The following is a 16,868-nucleotide window of genomic DNA, read 5'->3' on the forward strand; positions in this document are numbered from 1 at the left end:
ACCATCGATTGTGCAAACAAGAAATATCGATTGTGCACATTTGATGGTGTCGTCTGAGGAGGCGGCGTTTCAGGGAGGCGAGGAACACTTCGCCAGTGATGATTTGAAACTGGAGGCCGGCGCTGAGGCGACCGGGCGCGTTCCCCCTATGGGAACGAGTGGAGGAGAGAACATGATCAGGAAAATTCTCGTCGCCGCCCTGGCGACATCGCTGGCGCTTGCGAGTTCGGCGACCGCCTTTGCGCAGGATGCCGGTAAGGTCGGCGTCGTCGTCAAGATCGGCGGCATTCCGTGGTTCAACGCCATGGAAGCCGGCATCAAGGAACGCGGCCAGAAGCTCGGTATCGACGCCTTCATGGTCGGCCCGACCAGCGCCGACCCGGCGCTGCAGGTGCGCGCCATCGAGGATCTCATCGCCCAAGGCGTGAAGGTCATCGGCGTGGTGCCGAACGACGCCAAGGTGCTTGAGCCGGTGCTGACCAAGGCCAAGGAAAAGGGCATCATCGTCATCACCCACGAATCCCCGGGCCAGAAGGGTGCCGACTGGGACTTCGAGCTCGCATCCTCGACCGGTTTCGGTGAGGCGCATGGCAAGCTGCTGGCCGAGAAGATGGGCGGCAAGGGCGAATATGCCGTCTTCGTCGGCTCGCTGACCGTGCCGCTGCACAATGCCTGGGCCGATGCGGCAATCGCCTACATCAAGAAGAACCATCCGGACATGACGCTGGTCGGCGATCGCTACGGTGTTGCCGAAGACGTCGACAAGAGCCGGTCGACTGCACTCGACTTGATCTCTGCCCATCCGAACCTGAAAGGCTTCCTCGCCTTCGGCAGCCAGGGGCCGATCGGCGCCGGCCGCGCCGTCGAAGAGCGCCGCAAGGTCGGCGAGATCTTCGTCCTCGGTCCCTTCTCTCCCGGCCAAGGCCAGAAGCTGGTGAAGTCCGACGCGATCTCCGGCGGCTTCATGTGGAATCCGAAGCAGGCCGGCGAAGTCTTCGTCACGCTTGCCGACAAGCTGATGAAGGGCGAGGAGGTCAAGGACGGTGACGAGATCGAAGGTCTCGGCAAGGTCAAGCCGGACTTCGAAAACCGCAACATCATCGTCGATCAGCTCGTGCCGATCAACAAGGACACGGTCGCGGATCTCGCGGCCATGGGTCTCTGATCCTCAAGGGTTCTCCCGGCTGCTGGGCCGGCTTCGGCCGGCCTGGCAAGTCCCTCAACCGTACCGGAGCCGGATGAGGAAAGGTGTTTGCGGTTTCTGCCCGCATCTTGCTCGGACTTAACGTGATTTAGGGGCAGTCCATGCACCAGCTTGCGACCGCGGGAGGAGGCGAGAAGCCGCTTCTGGCCCTGCGCGATATCAACATGACGTTTGGTGGGGTTCGTGCGCTCAAGAATGTGAGCTTCGACGTCCGACCGGGCGAGGTTCATTGCCTTGCCGGCGAAAACGGTTGCGGCAAGAGCACGCTGATCAAGATCATCACCGGCGTTTACCGCCCCGCCGATGGCGCCTCGATCGAGTTCGATGGCGAAACCTATTCCCACATGTCACCGGTGACCGCGCAGGATCGCGGCATCCAGGTGATCTGGCAGGACCTGGCGCTGTTTCCCGAAATGAGCGTCGCCGAAAACATCGCCTTCCAGACGGTGCTCGGCCGCTGGCCGAAACTGGTCGATTATGGCCGAATGCGCCAGATCGCGACCGATGCGCTCGCCCGTCTTGGCGTGGCGCTCGACGTCGACCTGCCGCTCAAGGAATATGCGATTGCCCAGCGCCAGATCGTGGCGATCGCCCGGGCGCTTGTGGGTGAAGCGAGGCTCGTCTTCATGGACGAGCCGACCGCGTCGCTGACGCAATCGGAAACCGACCATCTGCTCGATATCGTTCGCGGGCTCTCCGGCTCCGGCGTCGCCGTCGTTTTCGTCAGCCATCGGCTCGCCGAGGTGTTGGAGATTTCGAGCCGCATCACGGTCTTGCGCGATGGTGCGCTGGTGGGCGTCTACCCCGCCGCCGGCATGACCCAGTCGCGCATCACCGAACTGATGACCGGCAAGACCTTCGACCAGCAGGTGCGCGCGAAATTCCGCGACGGTCAGCCCGTCGTGCTCGATGTGAAGGGCCTGTCCCGCCCGGGCCAATTCGAGGATATCTCGCTCTCGGTCAGGCGCGGCGAAACACTTGGGATTACCGGCCTGCTCGGCGCTGGGCGCACCGAACTGGCGCTGACGCTTTTCGGCATGCTGAAGCCGGCATCCGGTACCATTGCGCTTGAAGGCAAGCCGGTCCGCTTTTCGTCCAACCGCGATGCGATTGCGGCGGGCGTCGCCTATCTCTCCGAGGACCGGCTGTCGCTTGGCCTCATCCAACCGCAGTCGATCGCCGACAATCTTGTCATCAGTTCGCTCGACAAGATCCTTTCAGGCGGACTGCTTTCCGAGGATCGCAAGCGCAGCCTTGTCGCGCGCTGGATCGCCGATCTCGGCGTCAAGATCGGGCTGCAGCAGGATGCGATCTCCACGCTTTCCGGCGGCAACCAGCAGCGCGTGGCGATCGCCAAGTGGCTGGCGACCGATCCGAAGCTCCTGATCCTCGACGCCCCGACTGTCGGCGTCGACGTTGGTGCGCGTGCTGGCATCTTCGACATCGTCGCGCGGCTTGCCGAGACCGGCCTTGCGATCATTCTGATCTCCGATGAGGTGCCGGAGGTCTATTTCAACGCCGACCGTGTGCTGCACATGGCGCAAGGCCGCATCGTCGGCAGCTATGATCCGCGCAGCGCTTCGCTCGCCGAGATCGAAGGAGCGGTCTATGCGTAGCTTCGTCCGCACCCACGCGACGGAAGTGTCGCTGCTTGCCGTCATCATCGCGATCAGCGCCGTGCTGTCGGTCTCGACCGCCAACTTCTTCTCGCTCGGCAACGCCTTTGACCTGCTGAACATCAGCTCGGTCAACATCATCTTCGCCGTCGGGCTGCTCGTCGTGCTGATCGCCGGTGGCATCGATATCTCCTTCGCTGTTGCCGCCTCGGTCGTGCAATACGGTACGGCCATTGCTCTTGGTTGGATTGGCGGCGGAGGTTGGATCTCAGGCCTTTTGATTGCCGGCTCGCTCGGCATCCTGCTCGGCGCCATCAACGCCTTCCTGATCCACCGCTTCCGCGTCATCTCGATCGTCGCGACGATCTCGACCTTCAACATCTACTTCGGCCTCCTGATGTTTTTCACCAAGGGCGTGTCGATCTACGACCTGCCGGATTGGCTGACGGACCGCGTCATCCTGTTCGAACACGAGATGCCGGACGGAACCTGGATCGAGATCACGCTTCCCGTGCTGGTGATGGTGCTCTGCGTCATCGCCACCTGGGTGCTGATCACCCGCACCACGACTGGCCGCCAGCTCTATGCGTTCGGCGACAATCCGGAAGGCGCGCGCCGCTTCGGCATCAACATCGGCGCCATGCAGTTCATCGCCTTCGGCTGGCTCGGTCTGATGGCCGGCATCGGTGGGCTCATCCAGGCGCACTATGCGCAGGAGGTGGTGCCGAACGCGCTCTATGGTCGCGAACTCGACGTGCTTGCGGCGGTCGTCCTTGGCGGCGCGCGGCTTGGCGGCGGCAAGGGCTCGGTGCTCGGCTGCGTGCTCGGCGTGCTCCTGATCTCGATCACCCAGAACGGCCTCAACCTGATGGGCGTCTCGCCCTTCGCTTTCAAGATGATCATCGGCGCCATCATCCTCGTGGCGATCACGCTCTCCAATACCCGCATCGAAAGGCTTCTGCCCTTCGTCAGCCAGAAAGGAGCCGGACGATGAGTGCGATCGTCGAACGCGTGAAGACCCTCATCGGTCCGGAAATAGCCGGGCCGGGGCTGGCGTTTCTCGCCGTGGTGTTGGTGTTCGGCATCGCCTCGCCGCAGTTCCTCAGCGCGGCCACCTTCGGTTCGGTCGCCTTCCAGCTGCCGGAGCTCGGCCTTCTGACGCTCGCGATGTTGCTGCCGATCCTGACGGGCGGGCTCAATCTCGCGATCACCTTCTCGGCCAACATCGCCGGGCTGACGCTCGCCTGGGTGTTGCAGGCCAATGGCGGGGTGGAGGCCGGCCCCGGCGCTTTCCTGCTCGGTTCGGTGCTCGCCATTCTCGTTGGGGCGGCGAGCGGCGTGATCATGGGACTGGTGATCGCCTTTACCCGCGCGCATCCGATCCTCGTTTCGTTGTCGATGATGATCTTCCTGCGCGGCCTCGGCGAGTTCCTGACGCGCGGCGGCGACGTATCCGGCTTTCCGGCCTTCCTCGGTCCGCTCGGTCACGGCTCGTTTCTCGGCGTGCCGATCCCGCTGATCGTCTTTATCGTCTGCGTGCTCGCTTGGAACGTGCTGCTGACCCGCACGAAGCTCGGCTTCAACACGTACATGATCGGCTCCAACCTCGAGGCGACCCGCTATTCCGGCATCAACACCCGCAAGGTGATCGTGCTCGTCTATGCGCTCTCCGGCGCCATGTGCGCGATTGCCGGCATCATCATGCTGGCGCGCTTCAATTCCGTGCGCATCGGCCACGGTGAAAGCTACCTGCTGATCACGGTGCTCGCCTGCTTCTTGGGTGGCGTCAATCCGTTCGGCGGCTTCGGTCGGGTAATCCCTGTCTTTGTCGCGCTGGTGGTGCTGCAGCTTCTCTCTTCGGGTCTCAACCTCGTCGGCGCCAACCAGCATCTGGCGACCGCCGTCTGGGGTTTGCTGCTCGCCGGCGTCATGGTGCTGCGCTTCGTCGCGACGAAATTCAAGATTTCATTTGTCAGAAAGGAAACATGACCATGCAGGGTTTTGGCGTCCATACAAGCATGTGGACCATGAATTGGGATCGCCCCGGTGCGGAGCGCGCCGTTGCGGCGGCGGTGAAATACGCCGTCGACTTCATCGAGATCCCGATGCTAAATCCGCCGGCGGTTGATACTGCCCATACCAAGGCGCTGCTGGAGAAAAACAAGCTGCGCGCGGTCTGCTCGCTCGGCCTGCCGGAGCGCGCCTGGGCATCCGTCCGACCCGATGCCGCGATCGAGCATCTGAAGGTGGCGATCGACAAGACGGCCGATCTCGGCGGCGAGGCGCTCTCCGGCGTCATCTACGGCGGCATCGGCGAGCGCACCGGCGTGCCGCCGACTGAAGCCGAGTACGACAACATCGCCCGTGTGCTGCAGGCCGCCGCCAAGCACGCCAAAACCCGTGGCATCGAACTGGGCGTCGAGGCGGTCAACCGCTACGAGAACCACCTGATCAACACCGGCTGGCAGGCGGTCGACATGATCAAGAGGGTGGGCGCCGACAATGTCTTCGTGCATCTCGATACCTACCACATGAACATCGAGGAAAAGGGCATCGGCACCGGCATCCTCGATGCACGCGACTTCATCAAATACATCCACCTGTCCGAAAGCGACCGCGGCACGCCCGGCTATGGCAACTGCGCCTGGGACGAGATCTTCGCGACGCTGGCCGCGATCGGTTTCAAGGGTGGACTGGCGATGGAAAGCTTCATCAACATGCCGCCAGAAGTGGCCTATGGCCTTGCGGTCTGGCGGCCGGTCGCCAGGGACGAAGAGGAAGTGATGGGCAACGGCCTGCCGTTCCTTAGGAACAAGGCCCGGCAATACGGATTGATCTAGGTGCGCGCGCTTTAAGCGCCGCCTCTATCAGGACGGAGGGTCTCGGTATGGCAGTTTCAGCGGATGCGGACACGGGGACGGTCGCCGTCCTTGACGTCGGCAAGACCAATGTGAAGCTGAACGCGGTCACATCAGACGGTTTCGTCCTGGAAACGCTGAGCGTTGCCAACCCAGTGCTGCCGGGCCCGCCCTGGCGGCATCACGACCTCGAAAGCCTTGGCGAATGGATCTTCGCCAGTCTCGCAGATCTTGGTCGCCGCCATCCGCTGCAAACCTTCGTCGCCGCCGGTCACGGGTCCGGCGGCGTACTCGTCGGCGATGACCCGGATATGGCCGCTGGCGCGGCTCTACCGATGATCGATTACGAGCAGCCGGTGCCGGAGAAAATCCAGTTCGGCTACGCGCCGCTCTCCGGTTCGTTTTTCGACCGCGGCAGCGCGACGATGCACAGCGCCACCCATCAGGCGCGCCAGCTCTACTGGATGCAGGAGCATGCGCCCGATGCCGTCGCCGCCGCGTGCTGGTATCTCGGTCTGCCGCAATATTGGGCGTGGCGGCTGTCGGGCGTTGCTGCATCCGAGGCGAGCCTGCTCGGCGCGCAATCGCATCTCTGGAATGTCGCCGAACGCCGCTTCGCGCCCATTGTCGGGACACGCGGCTGGCGGAGCCTGATGCCGGATTTTGCCGATGCCTGGCAGGTCCTCGGCTCCGCTCGTCCCGAGCTTGTCCGGCGCCACGGGTTGCCGGAAGGCTTGCGCGTGCTTACGGGCGGCCACGACAGCAGCCTCAACCACTATCGTTATCACGCCGGCGGGCTCAACGATTTCATCGTCGTTTCGACCGGAACGTGGATCGTCGGCTTTTCCGGCCGCACGGCGCTCGACCGGCTCGACGAACGCCGCGGCATGACGCTGAACAGCGACGTCTTCGGGCGCCCGCTCGGCGGCGTGCTCACGATGGGCGGCCGCGAGTTCTCCCATGTGGCGGGCCGCGAACCGCCGGACGCCGCGGTGCCTGACGACGTCGTTCTCGGCTTGATCGCCAGACGCAGCATGGCGCTGCCGTCGTTCGGCGACGATGACGGCCTCTTTCCGGGAAGTGCCGGTCGCGGTCGCATCAGCGGGCCACCGCCGGAAACGCCGATCGAACGCAAGGCGCTGGCGTTGCTCTATTGCGCGCTTCTAACGGCGGAGTGCGTGGAGGCGCTGGGGCCGGGGCCGCTGGTCGTACTCGACGGAAGCTTCCTGCGCGACCCGCTCTATGCCCGCCTCGTCGCCGCACTGATGCCGAACCGGCGTGTGCGCTTCAATCTCGATGCCTATGGCGTGGCCTCCGGCGCCGCACTGCTTGCAAGCGAGGGCCGGCGCCGGCGCCCGGCGCCGCTTTCGCTCACCGATCCCGGTGACGTGTCTCACCTCTCGCCTGCTGTCGCCGTCTATGCGTCGCAATGGCGAGCCCACGCCCGGGCTGGGCACAACAATGGTTTCAGTCGCGACTTCGAAAGGACATATCGATGACCAAGGCCGACATTCTGTCGCTCCGACGCGAGATGGTGGACATCTGCCGCCGCATGAATTCGAACGGTATCAACCAGGGGACTGCGGGCAACATTTCTGTTCGCACCGAGACCGGTTTCCTGATCACGCCGTCGTCGCTGCCCTATGAGACGATGCAGCCTGAGGATCTGGTCGAGATGGATTTCGACGGTACCTATGTCGGTCTTCGTCCGTCGTCGGAATGGCGTTTCCACCGCGATATCCTGAGGGAACGCACGGATATCAACGTCGTACTGCACTGCCATTCGGTCTATGCGACCACGCTTGCCTGCCACCACAAGACCATCCCGAGTTTTCACTACATGACCGGCATTGCCGGCGGCACGACGATCCGCTGTGCAGAATATGCGACCTTCGGCACGCAGGCATTGTCCGACAATGCGCTTGTGGCGCTCAAGGACCGTACGGCCTGCCTGCTTGGCCAGCACGGCCAGATCTCGCTCGGCAGGACGCTCGAGTCCGCCTTGTGGCTGGCGATCGAGATCGAGACCCTGTCGCGCATGTATGTTCAGGCGCTGACGCTTGGCGAGCCGCCGGTTCTGCCCGACGACGAGATGGAGCGCGTCATCGCGCAGATGCGCCGCATGAGCTACGGGCAGGCCCCGGATGATGAGGGTGTCAACGATCTTGCCCGTCCCAGAAAAGCGGTTTGAGGCGACTGGTCGCGGCGCCGCCGAAGCGCGCCGGCCCGCCCTGAAACAATCGATTTTGAGGGGACAAAGCCGTGCGTCGTCGCCCGGTCGCATCTCTGCCCCCATTCTTCGCGGGTTTGCGAAATGGGGTGAATCAACTAATGCTCAGCCATGATGCAACGATATCTGAGTCGGAGATTCGGCACGTCGGAGAGACGGCTGCGCCCTGCGGACGGCTGGCGCGTGGCTGCGGTGTCGCTGGTGGCCGCGACCGTGCTGTCGGGCTGCAACACGCGCCAGGACGTCGGCACGCCGACCGGCAGCATCATGGTTCCCTCGGAAAACGCGTTGATCCTGCCGCCGCCCGGCGGGCCTGCGGTTCTGAACGTCGTCGAACGGCGCAGCACCAACGCGATCGAGCAGGATATCTATCTTTACACCTCGGCGGCGACCCCAGGTCAGAACCTGCTGCGGGCCAAGTTCTTCGGCCCGATGAACGCCAAGTTCGACCAACAGTCCCGCTCGAACTATGCCGCTGTGCGCGACAACAAAATGATGGCTGAGGCGCGCCGGGCGCTGCCCGGCGTTTCGCTGTCGCTCAACCCTTACTTCCTGCAGAACAATTACGGGCCGTTCGGCTATGCCTTCGGTCAGGGCCGGGCGAACGACGCCTGCATCTTTGCCTGGCAGCAGATCCGCCAGGCGGAGAACCATCGCTCGCCGCTCAAGGGCTACGGCACGATCCAGGTGCGGCTGCGCTATTGCGCGGCAGGCGCCAGCGAGACCGAGCTTTTGGCCCCGGTCTACGGCTACACGATCACCGGCACCTTCGGCGATCCTGCCTGGAACCCCTATGGCGCGCCGCCGCCGCTGGAGGCGGGTCTCGGCCGAACCGGCAGCCCGATCTACCGCCAGGAAGAGGCGGTGACCACGAGCGCTCCGGTGGCGGTTCCGCGGCGCCAGGTGCAGCCCGTGGCACGGCGTGAAGTCAGCAGCGTTCCGGCACGCGTCGAACAGCAGGTCGTTGCGCCCGCCGCGGTGACGTCGATCCCGGTTCCGCAGCCGGACGGGACCGTCTCAATGCCGCAGGCGCAGGCGGAAACCACGGCGAAAACCTTGCCGAACGTGATCGTGCCGGCTCCCGCGTGCGCAGGGCAGCAGACCGGAGGAGCCTGCCCTTAATCGACCGCTAACCATCCTTTGTTATGGGCTGGTGTCGGTAGGGGAGACTCGGTCGAATATGGGTCGGGCAATACCAGTGGCATGATGCCGAACGCTGGAAGGCAAATGTATGAGCAGGATCGGATCGGTTGCCGCTTGGGCGTTTTTCTCGCTTTGTGTGATGGCGGTCATCACGCTGCCGGTGAACCTCCAGACGCAGCTCATCGTCAGCGTTCTCATCGTTACCTTCATGGCCGTGCTCAAGCTTGCCAATGCCGGCGGCCGCTGGCGGCTGATCGCGCTCGCCTTCGGTACGGCGATCGTGCTGCGTTATGTCTATTGGCGCACGACAAGCACGCTGCCGCCGCTCAACCAGCTTGAAAACTTCATTCCGGGCTTCCTGCTCTACCTCGCTGAAATGTACAGCGTGATGATGTTGTCGCTCAGCCTGTTCGTAGTGGCGATGCCGTTGCCGCCGCGAAAGGCGAGTTCGATCTCTCCCGGCAAGTTTCCGAAGGTCGACGTCTTCGTGCCGTCCTACAACGAGGACGCAGGCCTGCTCGCCAATACGCTTGCCGCCGCCAAGGCGATGGATTATCCGGCCGACAAGCTGACCGTGTGGCTGCTCGACGACGGCGGCACCCTGCAGAAGCGCAACTCGGCAAACCTTGTCGAAGCGCAGCGCGCATCCGCCCGCAATGCCGAACTGCAGGCGCTTTGCGACGATCTCGGCGTGCGCTACCTCACGCGCGAGCGCAACGAGCACGCCAAGGCCGGCAACCTCAACAACGGCATGCTGCACTCCGACGGCGAGTTGATTGCGGTCTTCGATGCCGACCACGCGCCGGCGCGCGACTTCCTTTTAGAGACCGTCGGCTATTTCGAGCAGGACCCGAAGCTGTTCCTGGTGCAGACGCCGCACTTCTTCCTCAACCCGGATCCGCTTGAGCGCAACCTGCGCACTTTCGAGAAAATGCCGAGCGAGAACGAGATGTTCTACGGCATCATCCAGCGCGGTCTCGACAAGTGGAATGCCGCCTTCTTCTGCGGCTCGGCCGCCGTTCTTCGCCGCAAGGCGCTGGAGGATACCGAGGGCTTCAGCGGCATGAGCATCACCGAGGATTGCGAAACGGCATTGGCGCTGCACGGACGCGGCTGGAACAGCATCTATGTCGACCGCCCGCTGATCGCCGGCCTGCAACCGGCGACCTTCGCCAGCTTCATCGGCCAGCGCAGCCGCTGGGCGCAAGGGATGATGCAGATCCTCATATTCCGCTTTCCGCTGTTCAAGGGCGGACTGTCGATCCCGCAACGGCTTTGCTACATGTCGTCGACGCTGTTCTGGCTGTTTCCGATCCCGCGGACGATTTTCCTTTTTGCGCCGCTCTTCTATCTGTTCTTCGACCTTGAGATCTTCACGGCGTCTGGCGGCGAGTTCCTCGCCTATACGCTGGCCTACATGGTCGTGAACCTGATGATGCAGAACTATCTCTACGGCTCGTTCCGCTGGCCCTGGATCTCTGAACTCTACGAGTTCGCCCAGACGGTGCATCTGCTGCCGGCGGTCATCTCGGTGCTGCTGCGGCCGAGCCGGCCGACCTTCAAGGTGACGGCAAAGGATGAATCGATCCTGGAAAGCCGGCTCTCCGAGATTGCCCGGCCGTTCTTCGTCATCTTCGCGGTGCTTTTCGTCGCCCTGCTCATGACGGTCTACCGGGTCTACACCGAGCCGTACAAGGCAGACGTGACGCTCGTCGTCGGCGGCTGGAACCTCTTGAACCTGATCATGGCCGGCTGCGTGCTCGGCGTCGTGTCGGAGCGCGGCGAGCGGGCAGCCTCCCGGCGCGTCAAGGTCAGCCGCCGCTGCGAATTCGGGGTCGCCGACAAATGGTATCCGGCAACGATCGAGGATGTCTCGGCGCACGGCGCGCGCGTCCAGGTCTACGGCATCGACGCATCGACGCTGCCGACCGACACCGAGGGCGGGATCCGCTTCGAGCCCTACAGCGGCAGCGGCGTGGCCGAGACGCTGCCTGTCGCGATCCGCAACAAGGAGGTTGCCGGCGATATCACCATCATGGGCTGCCGCTACCTGCCGCAGGTCGCCCGCCATCACAGCCTGGTCGCCGACCTGATCTTTGCCAATTCGCGGCAATGGAGCGAGTTTCAAAGCGCCCGGCGCGGTAATCCGGGACTGGTGCGCGGAACGTTCTGGTTCCTCTGGCTGGCGCTCTATCAGACGAGCCGCGGCATGATCTACTTCCTTCGCAGCCTGCGTGGCTCCGAGGCGCAGAAGGAGGGCGCTTGATGCTCAGGCGCCTCGTTCTCCCAGCCCTCTTGCTTGCGAGCCTTGCAACCGGCGTGTCGGCGCAGCCGTCGCCTTTCGACATGTCCGGCGAGCGCCCTGCGGATGCTCCGATCCTGCAGCCGCCGGCAGACACCGGAAGCAACGCCGGGCCGGCAGAACCCATCGTCACGCTCAAGCCGCCGGACGACTTCAAGCGCTTCATCATCCCGTTCAGCGCACTGTCGCTGACCGGAGAGGTCGATGAACGCACCTGGTCCGTCTATCTGACGCCGGCGCAGGCGCAATCTGCCGTCTCGCTTAATTTCGCCTATCAGAACGCGATCGTCGTTGCGCCGGAAGCGTCGACTCTTTCGATCTTCGTCAATGGCGAACTGGCCGGCGAGAAGCCGATCGGCTCGGCGGAGGCCGCCACGCCGCTGAGCTACGACCTGAAGCCCGGGTTGCTGCGCGCCGGATCCAACGATATTCGCGTCAAGGTTCGCCAACGCCACCGCACGGACTGCACGGTCGAATCGACCTATGAACTGTGGACTGAGATCGCACCGGAATCGGCCTTCATCCGGTTTTCCTCCGGCGACAGCGCGACGCTTTCCAGTCTCGACGACGTACGCGCAGTCGGGCTCGATGCGCGCGGCCGGACGCAGTTCAACCTGGTCGTTCCCGGCCTCCAGCAGCCGAGCCGAACGGCGGCTCTGATGCGGCTTGCGCAAGGCATGGCGTTGCGCGGCCAGATGCCCGCCCAGGAATTCGCCCTCAGCGAGACCATGCCTGAACTCGCGAAACCCGGGCAGATGACTGCGCTCGTCGGCACCGCGGAGGAAGTGGCGCCGTTCCTCGAGCGACTGCCGGAAGGTGCGTCGAGCGGCCCTGTCGCCATGTTCGTGCGCGACGGCAAGACGAAGTCGTCGGTGCTGGTGATCAGCGGTCCAGACTGGTCCGCCGTTCAGGAGGCGATCGAGGGGATCACGCAGCCGATGGACCGCCCGAGCAATGTGCCGCGCGACGTCATCGCCACCGGGCGTTGGCAGTTGCCGGAGACGCCGCTGGTCGTGACGAATGCGCGCCTGCGCTTCTCCGAACTCGGGGTGGAAACCAGCGAATTTACCGGCCGGCGCTTTCGTACGCGTTTCTCCGTAGCCGTGCCGTCGGATTTCTATGCCGACGCCTATGGCGACGCGACGCTTTTGCTCGACGCCGCCTATACGGATGCCGTGCTTCCAGGCAGCCACATCGACATCTATATCAACGGCAACATCGCATCGACGATCCCTTTGAACTCGGCCACAGGCGACATCCTGCGCCACCTGCCGATCAAAGTAACGATGCGCCATTTCAAGCCCGGTCCGAACCTGATCGAGATCGAGGCGGTGCTCTCCGCCGAGCCGGACAAGGCCTGCGCGCCGGGAACGCCGGCCTCTAACGATCCCCGCTTCGCGCTCTTCGATACGTCCGAACTGCGAATGCCGGACTTCGCGCGCATCGGTCGCCGGCCGAATATCTCTGCGATTTCCGGTGCCGCCGCCCCCTATCGCAGTGATAGCGCCGCCGTTCCCCTTTTCCTCGACCGTGCAGACGAGGACACGCTGTCGGCGGCCGCGACCTTCCTTGCCCGCCTGGCGGTTGCCGGCGGCAGGCCGATGCTGGTGGAGGTGATCACATCGCCGCTTGCAGCCGGCAGCCGCAACGCGATCTTCATCGGCGCCATGCCGCAGTTGCCGAAGACGGTGCTGACACAGGTCGGTATCGACCCCGCCAGGCAGATGTCCTGGGGCAATGCGGAGGACACCGGCCGTCCTGACGACACCCAGAAGGCCATCGACGAGTGGCGCACGCGCCTGAGCGGCGGCGCCTGGCGCAACCAGGTCACGGGGTTTCAGACATGGGTGAAGCAGGAGTTCGACATTTCGCTGAGCTCGCTGCGTATCCTGCCCGAAGCGCAAGCCGCCTATATTCCGCCGGAAAGTGCCGGGCTGGTGATTGCGCAAGGCGCCAATCCGAGCGACGACGCGACCTGGACGCTGCTGACGGCGCCAACCGGAAAGCGTCTGCGTGAGGGCACGGCGGCGATCGCCGACGTCACGCGCTGGCAACAGCTTGCCGGGCGGGTCTCGGCCTATGAGCCGGCGACGGACAAGATCGAGGTGACGCCGGTCGCCGGATTCGATTTCGTCCAGACGCAGCCGCCGTCGCTCACCAACTATCGCCTGATCTTTGCCAACTGGCTGTCCAGCAACATCATGGTCTATGCCCTGCTGCTGATCGTGCTGTCGGTGCTTCTGGGGCTGGCAACATCCTCGATGCTCACTCGCCTGGGGCGGCGCCAATGAAGTGGCGGACCGCGCTTCTCGCCGGATTGCTTGCGCTCCTTTTGCCGATGGCGGCCGGAGCCGACGAACAGGCGGGCTCGGTGAAGGCTGGGGAATGGGACCAGTACAAGGCGCGGTTCCTCGATTCCGGCGGCCGGATCATCGACGACGCCAATGGCAATGTCAGCCATAGCGAGGGACAGGGTTATGGCCTGCTTCTCGCCGTGCTGGCCGACAACCCGGCCGACTTCGCGCTGATCTGGTCGTTCACGCGCCGTGAGCTGCTGCTGCGCGACGATGGGCTGGCGGCGTGGAAGTGGAGTGCCACCGAAACGCCGCACATTATCGACATCAACAATGCCACCGACGGCGACATCCTGATCGCCTATGCGCTGGTGCTCGCCGGTGAACGCTGGAAGCGGCAGGATTACCTGCAGGCCGCCTCGCGGATCGCCAAGGCTATCCTCGACAACACCCTGCTCGATCATGGCGGGCGAACGCTGCTGTTGCCCGGCGTTACGGGCTTCGGTACGACCGATCGCCCGGATGGCCCGGTGGTCAATCCGTCCTACTGGATCTTCGAGGCTTTTCCCGCGCTTGATCGGGTAGCGCCGTCGCCGCGCTGGAAGGCGCTCTCGGACGACGGCCTGGCCTTGCTCAATGCCCTGCAATCAGGCCCGAGAAAACTGCCGGCCGACTGGGTCAGCCTGCGTGCGATGCCGAAGCCAGCCCAGGGCTTTCCCGCCGAGTTCGGCTATAACGCTTTGCGGATCCCGCTCTACCTCGCCCGGGCGGACATGGGTGGCCGCGATCTGATGGCGCGGCTGCGGGCGGGAATGGCCGGCGACAACGACGCATTGGTCCTCAGCGACGCCTCTACGGGGGGCGTTCAAACCAGCCTCACGGACCCCGGTTATCGATTTGTTAACCATATTCTGGCCTGTGTCTTGGACAGGGTTCCGATACCCGACAGCGTCAAGGTGTTCAGCCCGACGCAATATTACCCTTCCACGCTGCACCTGTTGGGGCTGTCTTACGTGAGGGAGAAGCGTCCGGAGTGTCTATGAAGTCCTCAATCGTTGCCATTGCCGCTGTGATGACTACGGCGATCGGGGTTGCCGGACTGACCGATGGCGGCTTCTTGCGCCAGGACAACAAGAAACTCGGCAGCTTGACTGGCGAGAGCCAGGAGGCGCCGGCCGTCGGCGGCAGCGCCGGCCAGGGCGCGCGCGGCGCGCCGCCGCAATTCACCGAGGTGGCCCAGGCCGACAGGCCGTCGGAGGAAGCACAAAGCACAAGCAAGCCGCAGTCGGTGGTCGACGAATCGGCGCTTCGCTACTTTGCCGCCAAGGGCGATACCGCACGGCTGCAGGCGGAAATCTCGCGCCTGCGCTCGCTTTATCCCGACTGGGTCCCGCCCGCCGATCCGCTGGCTGTGCCGCGCAACAACGACGTCGCGCTCGAAACCATGTGGCGGCTCTACTCTGAAGGCCGCTACGCCGAAGTGCGCAAGGCGATCGCCGAGCGTCAGGCGAAGGAAGCCGCCTGGCAGCCGCCATCGGACCTGCTCGAGCGCCTCAACGTCGCCGAGGCTCGCGCCCGGCTGGTGAACGCCTCCGAGCTCAAGCAGTATGAAACCGTGATTTCGATTGCTGCGAGCACGCCGAGCCTTCTGACCTGCTCGGAAGTGGATGTGCTCTGGCATGTGGCGCAGGCCTTTGCCGAGACCAAGCGGCCGGACCGGGCCCGCGATGCCTATCTCTATGTGCTGAAGAGCTGCGACAACGCGCCGGAACGGCTCGCCACCGTGCAGAAGGCTGCCGCTGTGCTGTCCTACGCGACGCTGCAGGATCTGCTCGCGCTCGAGCGCACCACGCCGGAGGGCGTGCCGGAGTTCGAAAGCATCCGTGATGATCTCGCCCGGCGCTTCGTTGCCGAAGGTGACGGAGACAAAGCGCTTGCGGTTGATCCCAAGTACGTCCAGCGCGTCGAAAAACTGGCCGAGACCGGTGGCACGGCAAGCGACGCTCTGCTGCTCGGCTGGTATCAGCTGCGCCGCGACAACATGAGCGCCGCCGAGCAATGGTTCCGCCGTGCCCATGACAAGGAAGACAGCGCCTCCGCCGCGCAGGGGCTGGCGCTGACGCTGATCGCGCGCAAGGCACCGCTCGAGGCCGAGGCCGTACTCTACCCGTGGCGCGATAGCTCGCCCGATGCCCTTGCGACCTATTTCGCGGCGACTGCCAATCTGCTGGCAATCGATCCGCCGGTCGCCCTCGATGCCGCCGTGCTGGCGCGGATCGCTCAGGAAACGACCAAGGCCCGCGAACCGGCCACGGCCCAGCAGTTCGGCTGGTATGCGCGCGCCCTCAACCAGCCGGCAACCGCCGCACAATGGTTTGCAACGGCGCTGCGCTGGAAGCCGGACGACGAGCCGTCGGCCTATGGCCTCGCGCTCAGCCGTGACCAGCTGAACGACAAGGATGGCGTCGTCGAAGTCCAGCGTTTGTGGTCGGGCCGTTCCGAACGCATCGCCCGGCTTGGCGAAGTCAAGGAGAAGCTCGACGAAGTCAGCCGCGCGCCGCTTCCGACGGCCGAGGTGCAACGGACGCAACCGCAGCCGACGGCCCGTACCACCGTCGTCACAGAGGTGGTCGAGCAACCTGCCGCTCAGAGGCCGCGCACGGGCGGCGTCGTGCAGAAATCGGTGCGCAGCGGGGCCGGCTGCCGAACCACCATCAATCCCGCCGGCATGGCGCCGCAGGCGGCGCTCGTGCGCGGCTGGTGCCTGATGGACCTCAACCGGCCGCTGGAGGCCGCCGAAGCATTCGAGGTGGCCTTGCAGGCGCCTGCGTCGCAGATGCGCGAAGACGCGGCCTATGGCCAGAGCCTGGCCTACCTGCGCGCCGGCCTCACCAACAAGGCGGCGGTGTCGGCGACCAAGTCGACGCAGAGCCGGGGGCGGGTCGACGAGCTGCAGACGGCGATCCTCGCAGACCGTGCCATTGCCGCCTTCAATGCCAATCGCTACCGCGAGGCCATCCTTTTTCTCGATCAGCTCGGGCAGATCTCGACCCGCCGCCAGGACCTGATGGTGCTGCGCGGCTACGCCTACATGAACCTCAAGTACCACGCGGAAGCGCGACGCATCTTCGAGGCGCTTGCCGCCACCGGCAATAGAGACGCGATGCAGGGCCTTGCGGCCGTCGAGGCCAGCCAGGAAATCTGGCCGAACAAGAACTGAT

The 16,868-nt window shown here is 64.5% G+C and carries 12 protein-coding genes; all 12 read left to right on the forward strand.

What is annotated here, in order from left to right; all coding sequences use genetic code 11:
* Window positions 1-172 precede the first annotated feature (172 nt).
* Complete coding sequence (locus BLU15_RS25570) at window positions 173-1,165, forward strand: autoinducer 2 ABC transporter substrate-binding protein (RefSeq protein ID WP_090299213.1); 993 nt, start codon at window positions 173-175, stop codon at window positions 1,163-1,165.
* Between the two features lie 140 nt (window positions 1,166-1,305).
* Complete coding sequence (locus tag BLU15_RS25575) at window positions 1,306-2,820, forward strand: sugar ABC transporter ATP-binding protein (protein ID WP_090299215.1); 1,515 nt, start codon at window positions 1,306-1,308, stop codon at window positions 2,818-2,820.
* On the forward strand, window positions 2,813-3,814 hold the full coding sequence (locus BLU15_RS25580) for an ABC transporter permease (protein ID WP_060529116.1): 1,002 nt from the start codon (window positions 2,813-2,815) through the stop codon (window positions 3,812-3,814). Before BLU15_RS25575 ends, BLU15_RS25580 begins: the two co-directional genes overlap by 8 nt.
* Window positions 3,811-4,809: an ABC transporter permease gene (locus BLU15_RS25585; protein ID WP_060529115.1), complete on the forward strand. Its 999-nt coding sequence runs from the start codon at window positions 3,811-3,813 to the stop codon at window positions 4,807-4,809. The genes BLU15_RS25580 and BLU15_RS25585 overlap by 4 nt, the downstream gene beginning before the upstream one ends.
* 2 nt (window positions 4,810-4,811) lie before the next feature.
* A complete protein-coding gene (locus tag BLU15_RS25590) occupies window positions 4,812-5,660 on the forward strand; it encodes a sugar phosphate isomerase/epimerase family protein (protein ID WP_034789974.1) in 849 nt (282 codons plus the stop codon).
* Window positions 5,661-5,707: 47 nt separating this feature from the next.
* Complete coding sequence (locus tag BLU15_RS25595; protein ID WP_090299218.1) at window positions 5,708-7,177, forward strand: FGGY family carbohydrate kinase; 1,470 nt, start codon at window positions 5,708-5,710, stop codon at window positions 7,175-7,177.
* Window positions 7,174-7,869: a class II aldolase/adducin family protein gene (locus tag BLU15_RS25600; protein ID WP_090299220.1), complete on the forward strand. Its 696-nt coding sequence runs from the start codon at window positions 7,174-7,176 to the stop codon at window positions 7,867-7,869. Before BLU15_RS25595 ends, BLU15_RS25600 begins: the two co-directional genes overlap by 4 nt.
* Before the next feature lie 222 nt (window positions 7,870-8,091).
* Window positions 8,092-9,030, forward strand: a complete 939-nt coding sequence (gene bcsN / locus BLU15_RS25605; protein WP_063894939.1) for a cellulose biosynthesis protein BcsN — start codon at window positions 8,092-8,094, stop codon at window positions 9,028-9,030.
* A 109-nt stretch (window positions 9,031-9,139) separates the two neighbouring features.
* Window positions 9,140-11,317, forward strand: coding sequence for a UDP-forming cellulose synthase catalytic subunit (gene bcsA / locus BLU15_RS25610; protein ID WP_034789955.1), 2,178 nt, complete (start codon window positions 9,140-9,142; stop codon window positions 11,315-11,317).
* Window positions 11,317-13,644 (forward strand): cellulose biosynthesis cyclic di-GMP-binding regulatory protein BcsB, encoded by a 2,328-nt coding sequence (locus BLU15_RS25615; RefSeq protein ID WP_090299223.1) that lies wholly within the window; start codon window positions 11,317-11,319, stop codon window positions 13,642-13,644. Before bcsA ends, BLU15_RS25615 begins: the two co-directional genes overlap by 1 nt.
* Window positions 13,641-14,690 carry a glycosyl hydrolase family 8 gene (locus BLU15_RS25620; RefSeq protein WP_090299224.1) on the forward strand — a complete coding sequence of 350 codons (1,050 nt, stop codon included), beginning with the start codon at window positions 13,641-13,643 and terminating at the stop codon, window positions 14,688-14,690. The genes BLU15_RS25615 and BLU15_RS25620 overlap by 4 nt, the downstream gene beginning before the upstream one ends.
* Window positions 14,687-16,867 (forward strand): cellulose synthase, encoded by a 2,181-nt coding sequence (locus BLU15_RS25625; protein WP_090299227.1) that lies wholly within the window; start codon window positions 14,687-14,689, stop codon window positions 16,865-16,867. The genes BLU15_RS25620 and BLU15_RS25625 overlap by 4 nt, the downstream gene beginning before the upstream one ends.
* Window position 16,868 lies beyond the last annotated feature (1 nt).

The sequence above is a fragment of the Ensifer sp. YR511 genome (genome assembly GCF_900103045.1).
GTDB classification, from domain to species: Bacteria; Pseudomonadota; Alphaproteobacteria; order Rhizobiales; family Rhizobiaceae; genus Ensifer; species Ensifer adhaerens.

What these genes read in the sequence shown, in the direction of transcription:
- bcsA (WP_034789955.1), top strand. Translation starts at nt 9,140, where the DNA reads ATGAGCAGGATCGGATCGGTTGCCGCTTGGGCGTTTTTCTCGCTTTGT.
- BLU15_RS25625 (WP_090299227.1), top strand. Translation starts at nt 14,687, where the DNA reads ATGAAGTCCTCAATCGTTGCCATTGCCGCTGTGATGACTACGGCGATC.
- BLU15_RS25620 (WP_090299224.1), top strand. Translation starts at nt 13,641, where the DNA reads ATGAAGTGGCGGACCGCGCTTCTCGCCGGATTGCTTGCGCTCCTTTTG.
- BLU15_RS25585 (WP_060529115.1), top strand. Translation starts at nt 3,811, where the DNA reads ATGAGTGCGATCGTCGAACGCGTGAAGACCCTCATCGGTCCGGAAATA.
- BLU15_RS25595 (WP_090299218.1), top strand. Translation starts at nt 5,708, where the DNA reads ATGGCAGTTTCAGCGGATGCGGACACGGGGACGGTCGCCGTCCTTGAC.
- BLU15_RS25615 (WP_090299223.1), top strand. Translation starts at nt 11,317, where the DNA reads ATGCTCAGGCGCCTCGTTCTCCCAGCCCTCTTGCTTGCGAGCCTTGCA.
- BLU15_RS25570 (WP_090299213.1), top strand. Translation starts at nt 173, where the DNA reads ATGATCAGGAAAATTCTCGTCGCCGCCCTGGCGACATCGCTGGCGCTT.
- BLU15_RS25600 (WP_090299220.1), top strand. Translation starts at nt 7,174, where the DNA reads ATGACCAAGGCCGACATTCTGTCGCTCCGACGCGAGATGGTGGACATC.
- BLU15_RS25590 (WP_034789974.1), top strand. Translation starts at nt 4,812, where the DNA reads ATGCAGGGTTTTGGCGTCCATACAAGCATGTGGACCATGAATTGGGAT.
- BLU15_RS25575 (WP_090299215.1), top strand. Translation starts at nt 1,306, where the DNA reads ATGCACCAGCTTGCGACCGCGGGAGGAGGCGAGAAGCCGCTTCTGGCC.
- BLU15_RS25580 (WP_060529116.1), top strand. Translation starts at nt 2,813, where the DNA reads ATGCGTAGCTTCGTCCGCACCCACGCGACGGAAGTGTCGCTGCTTGCC.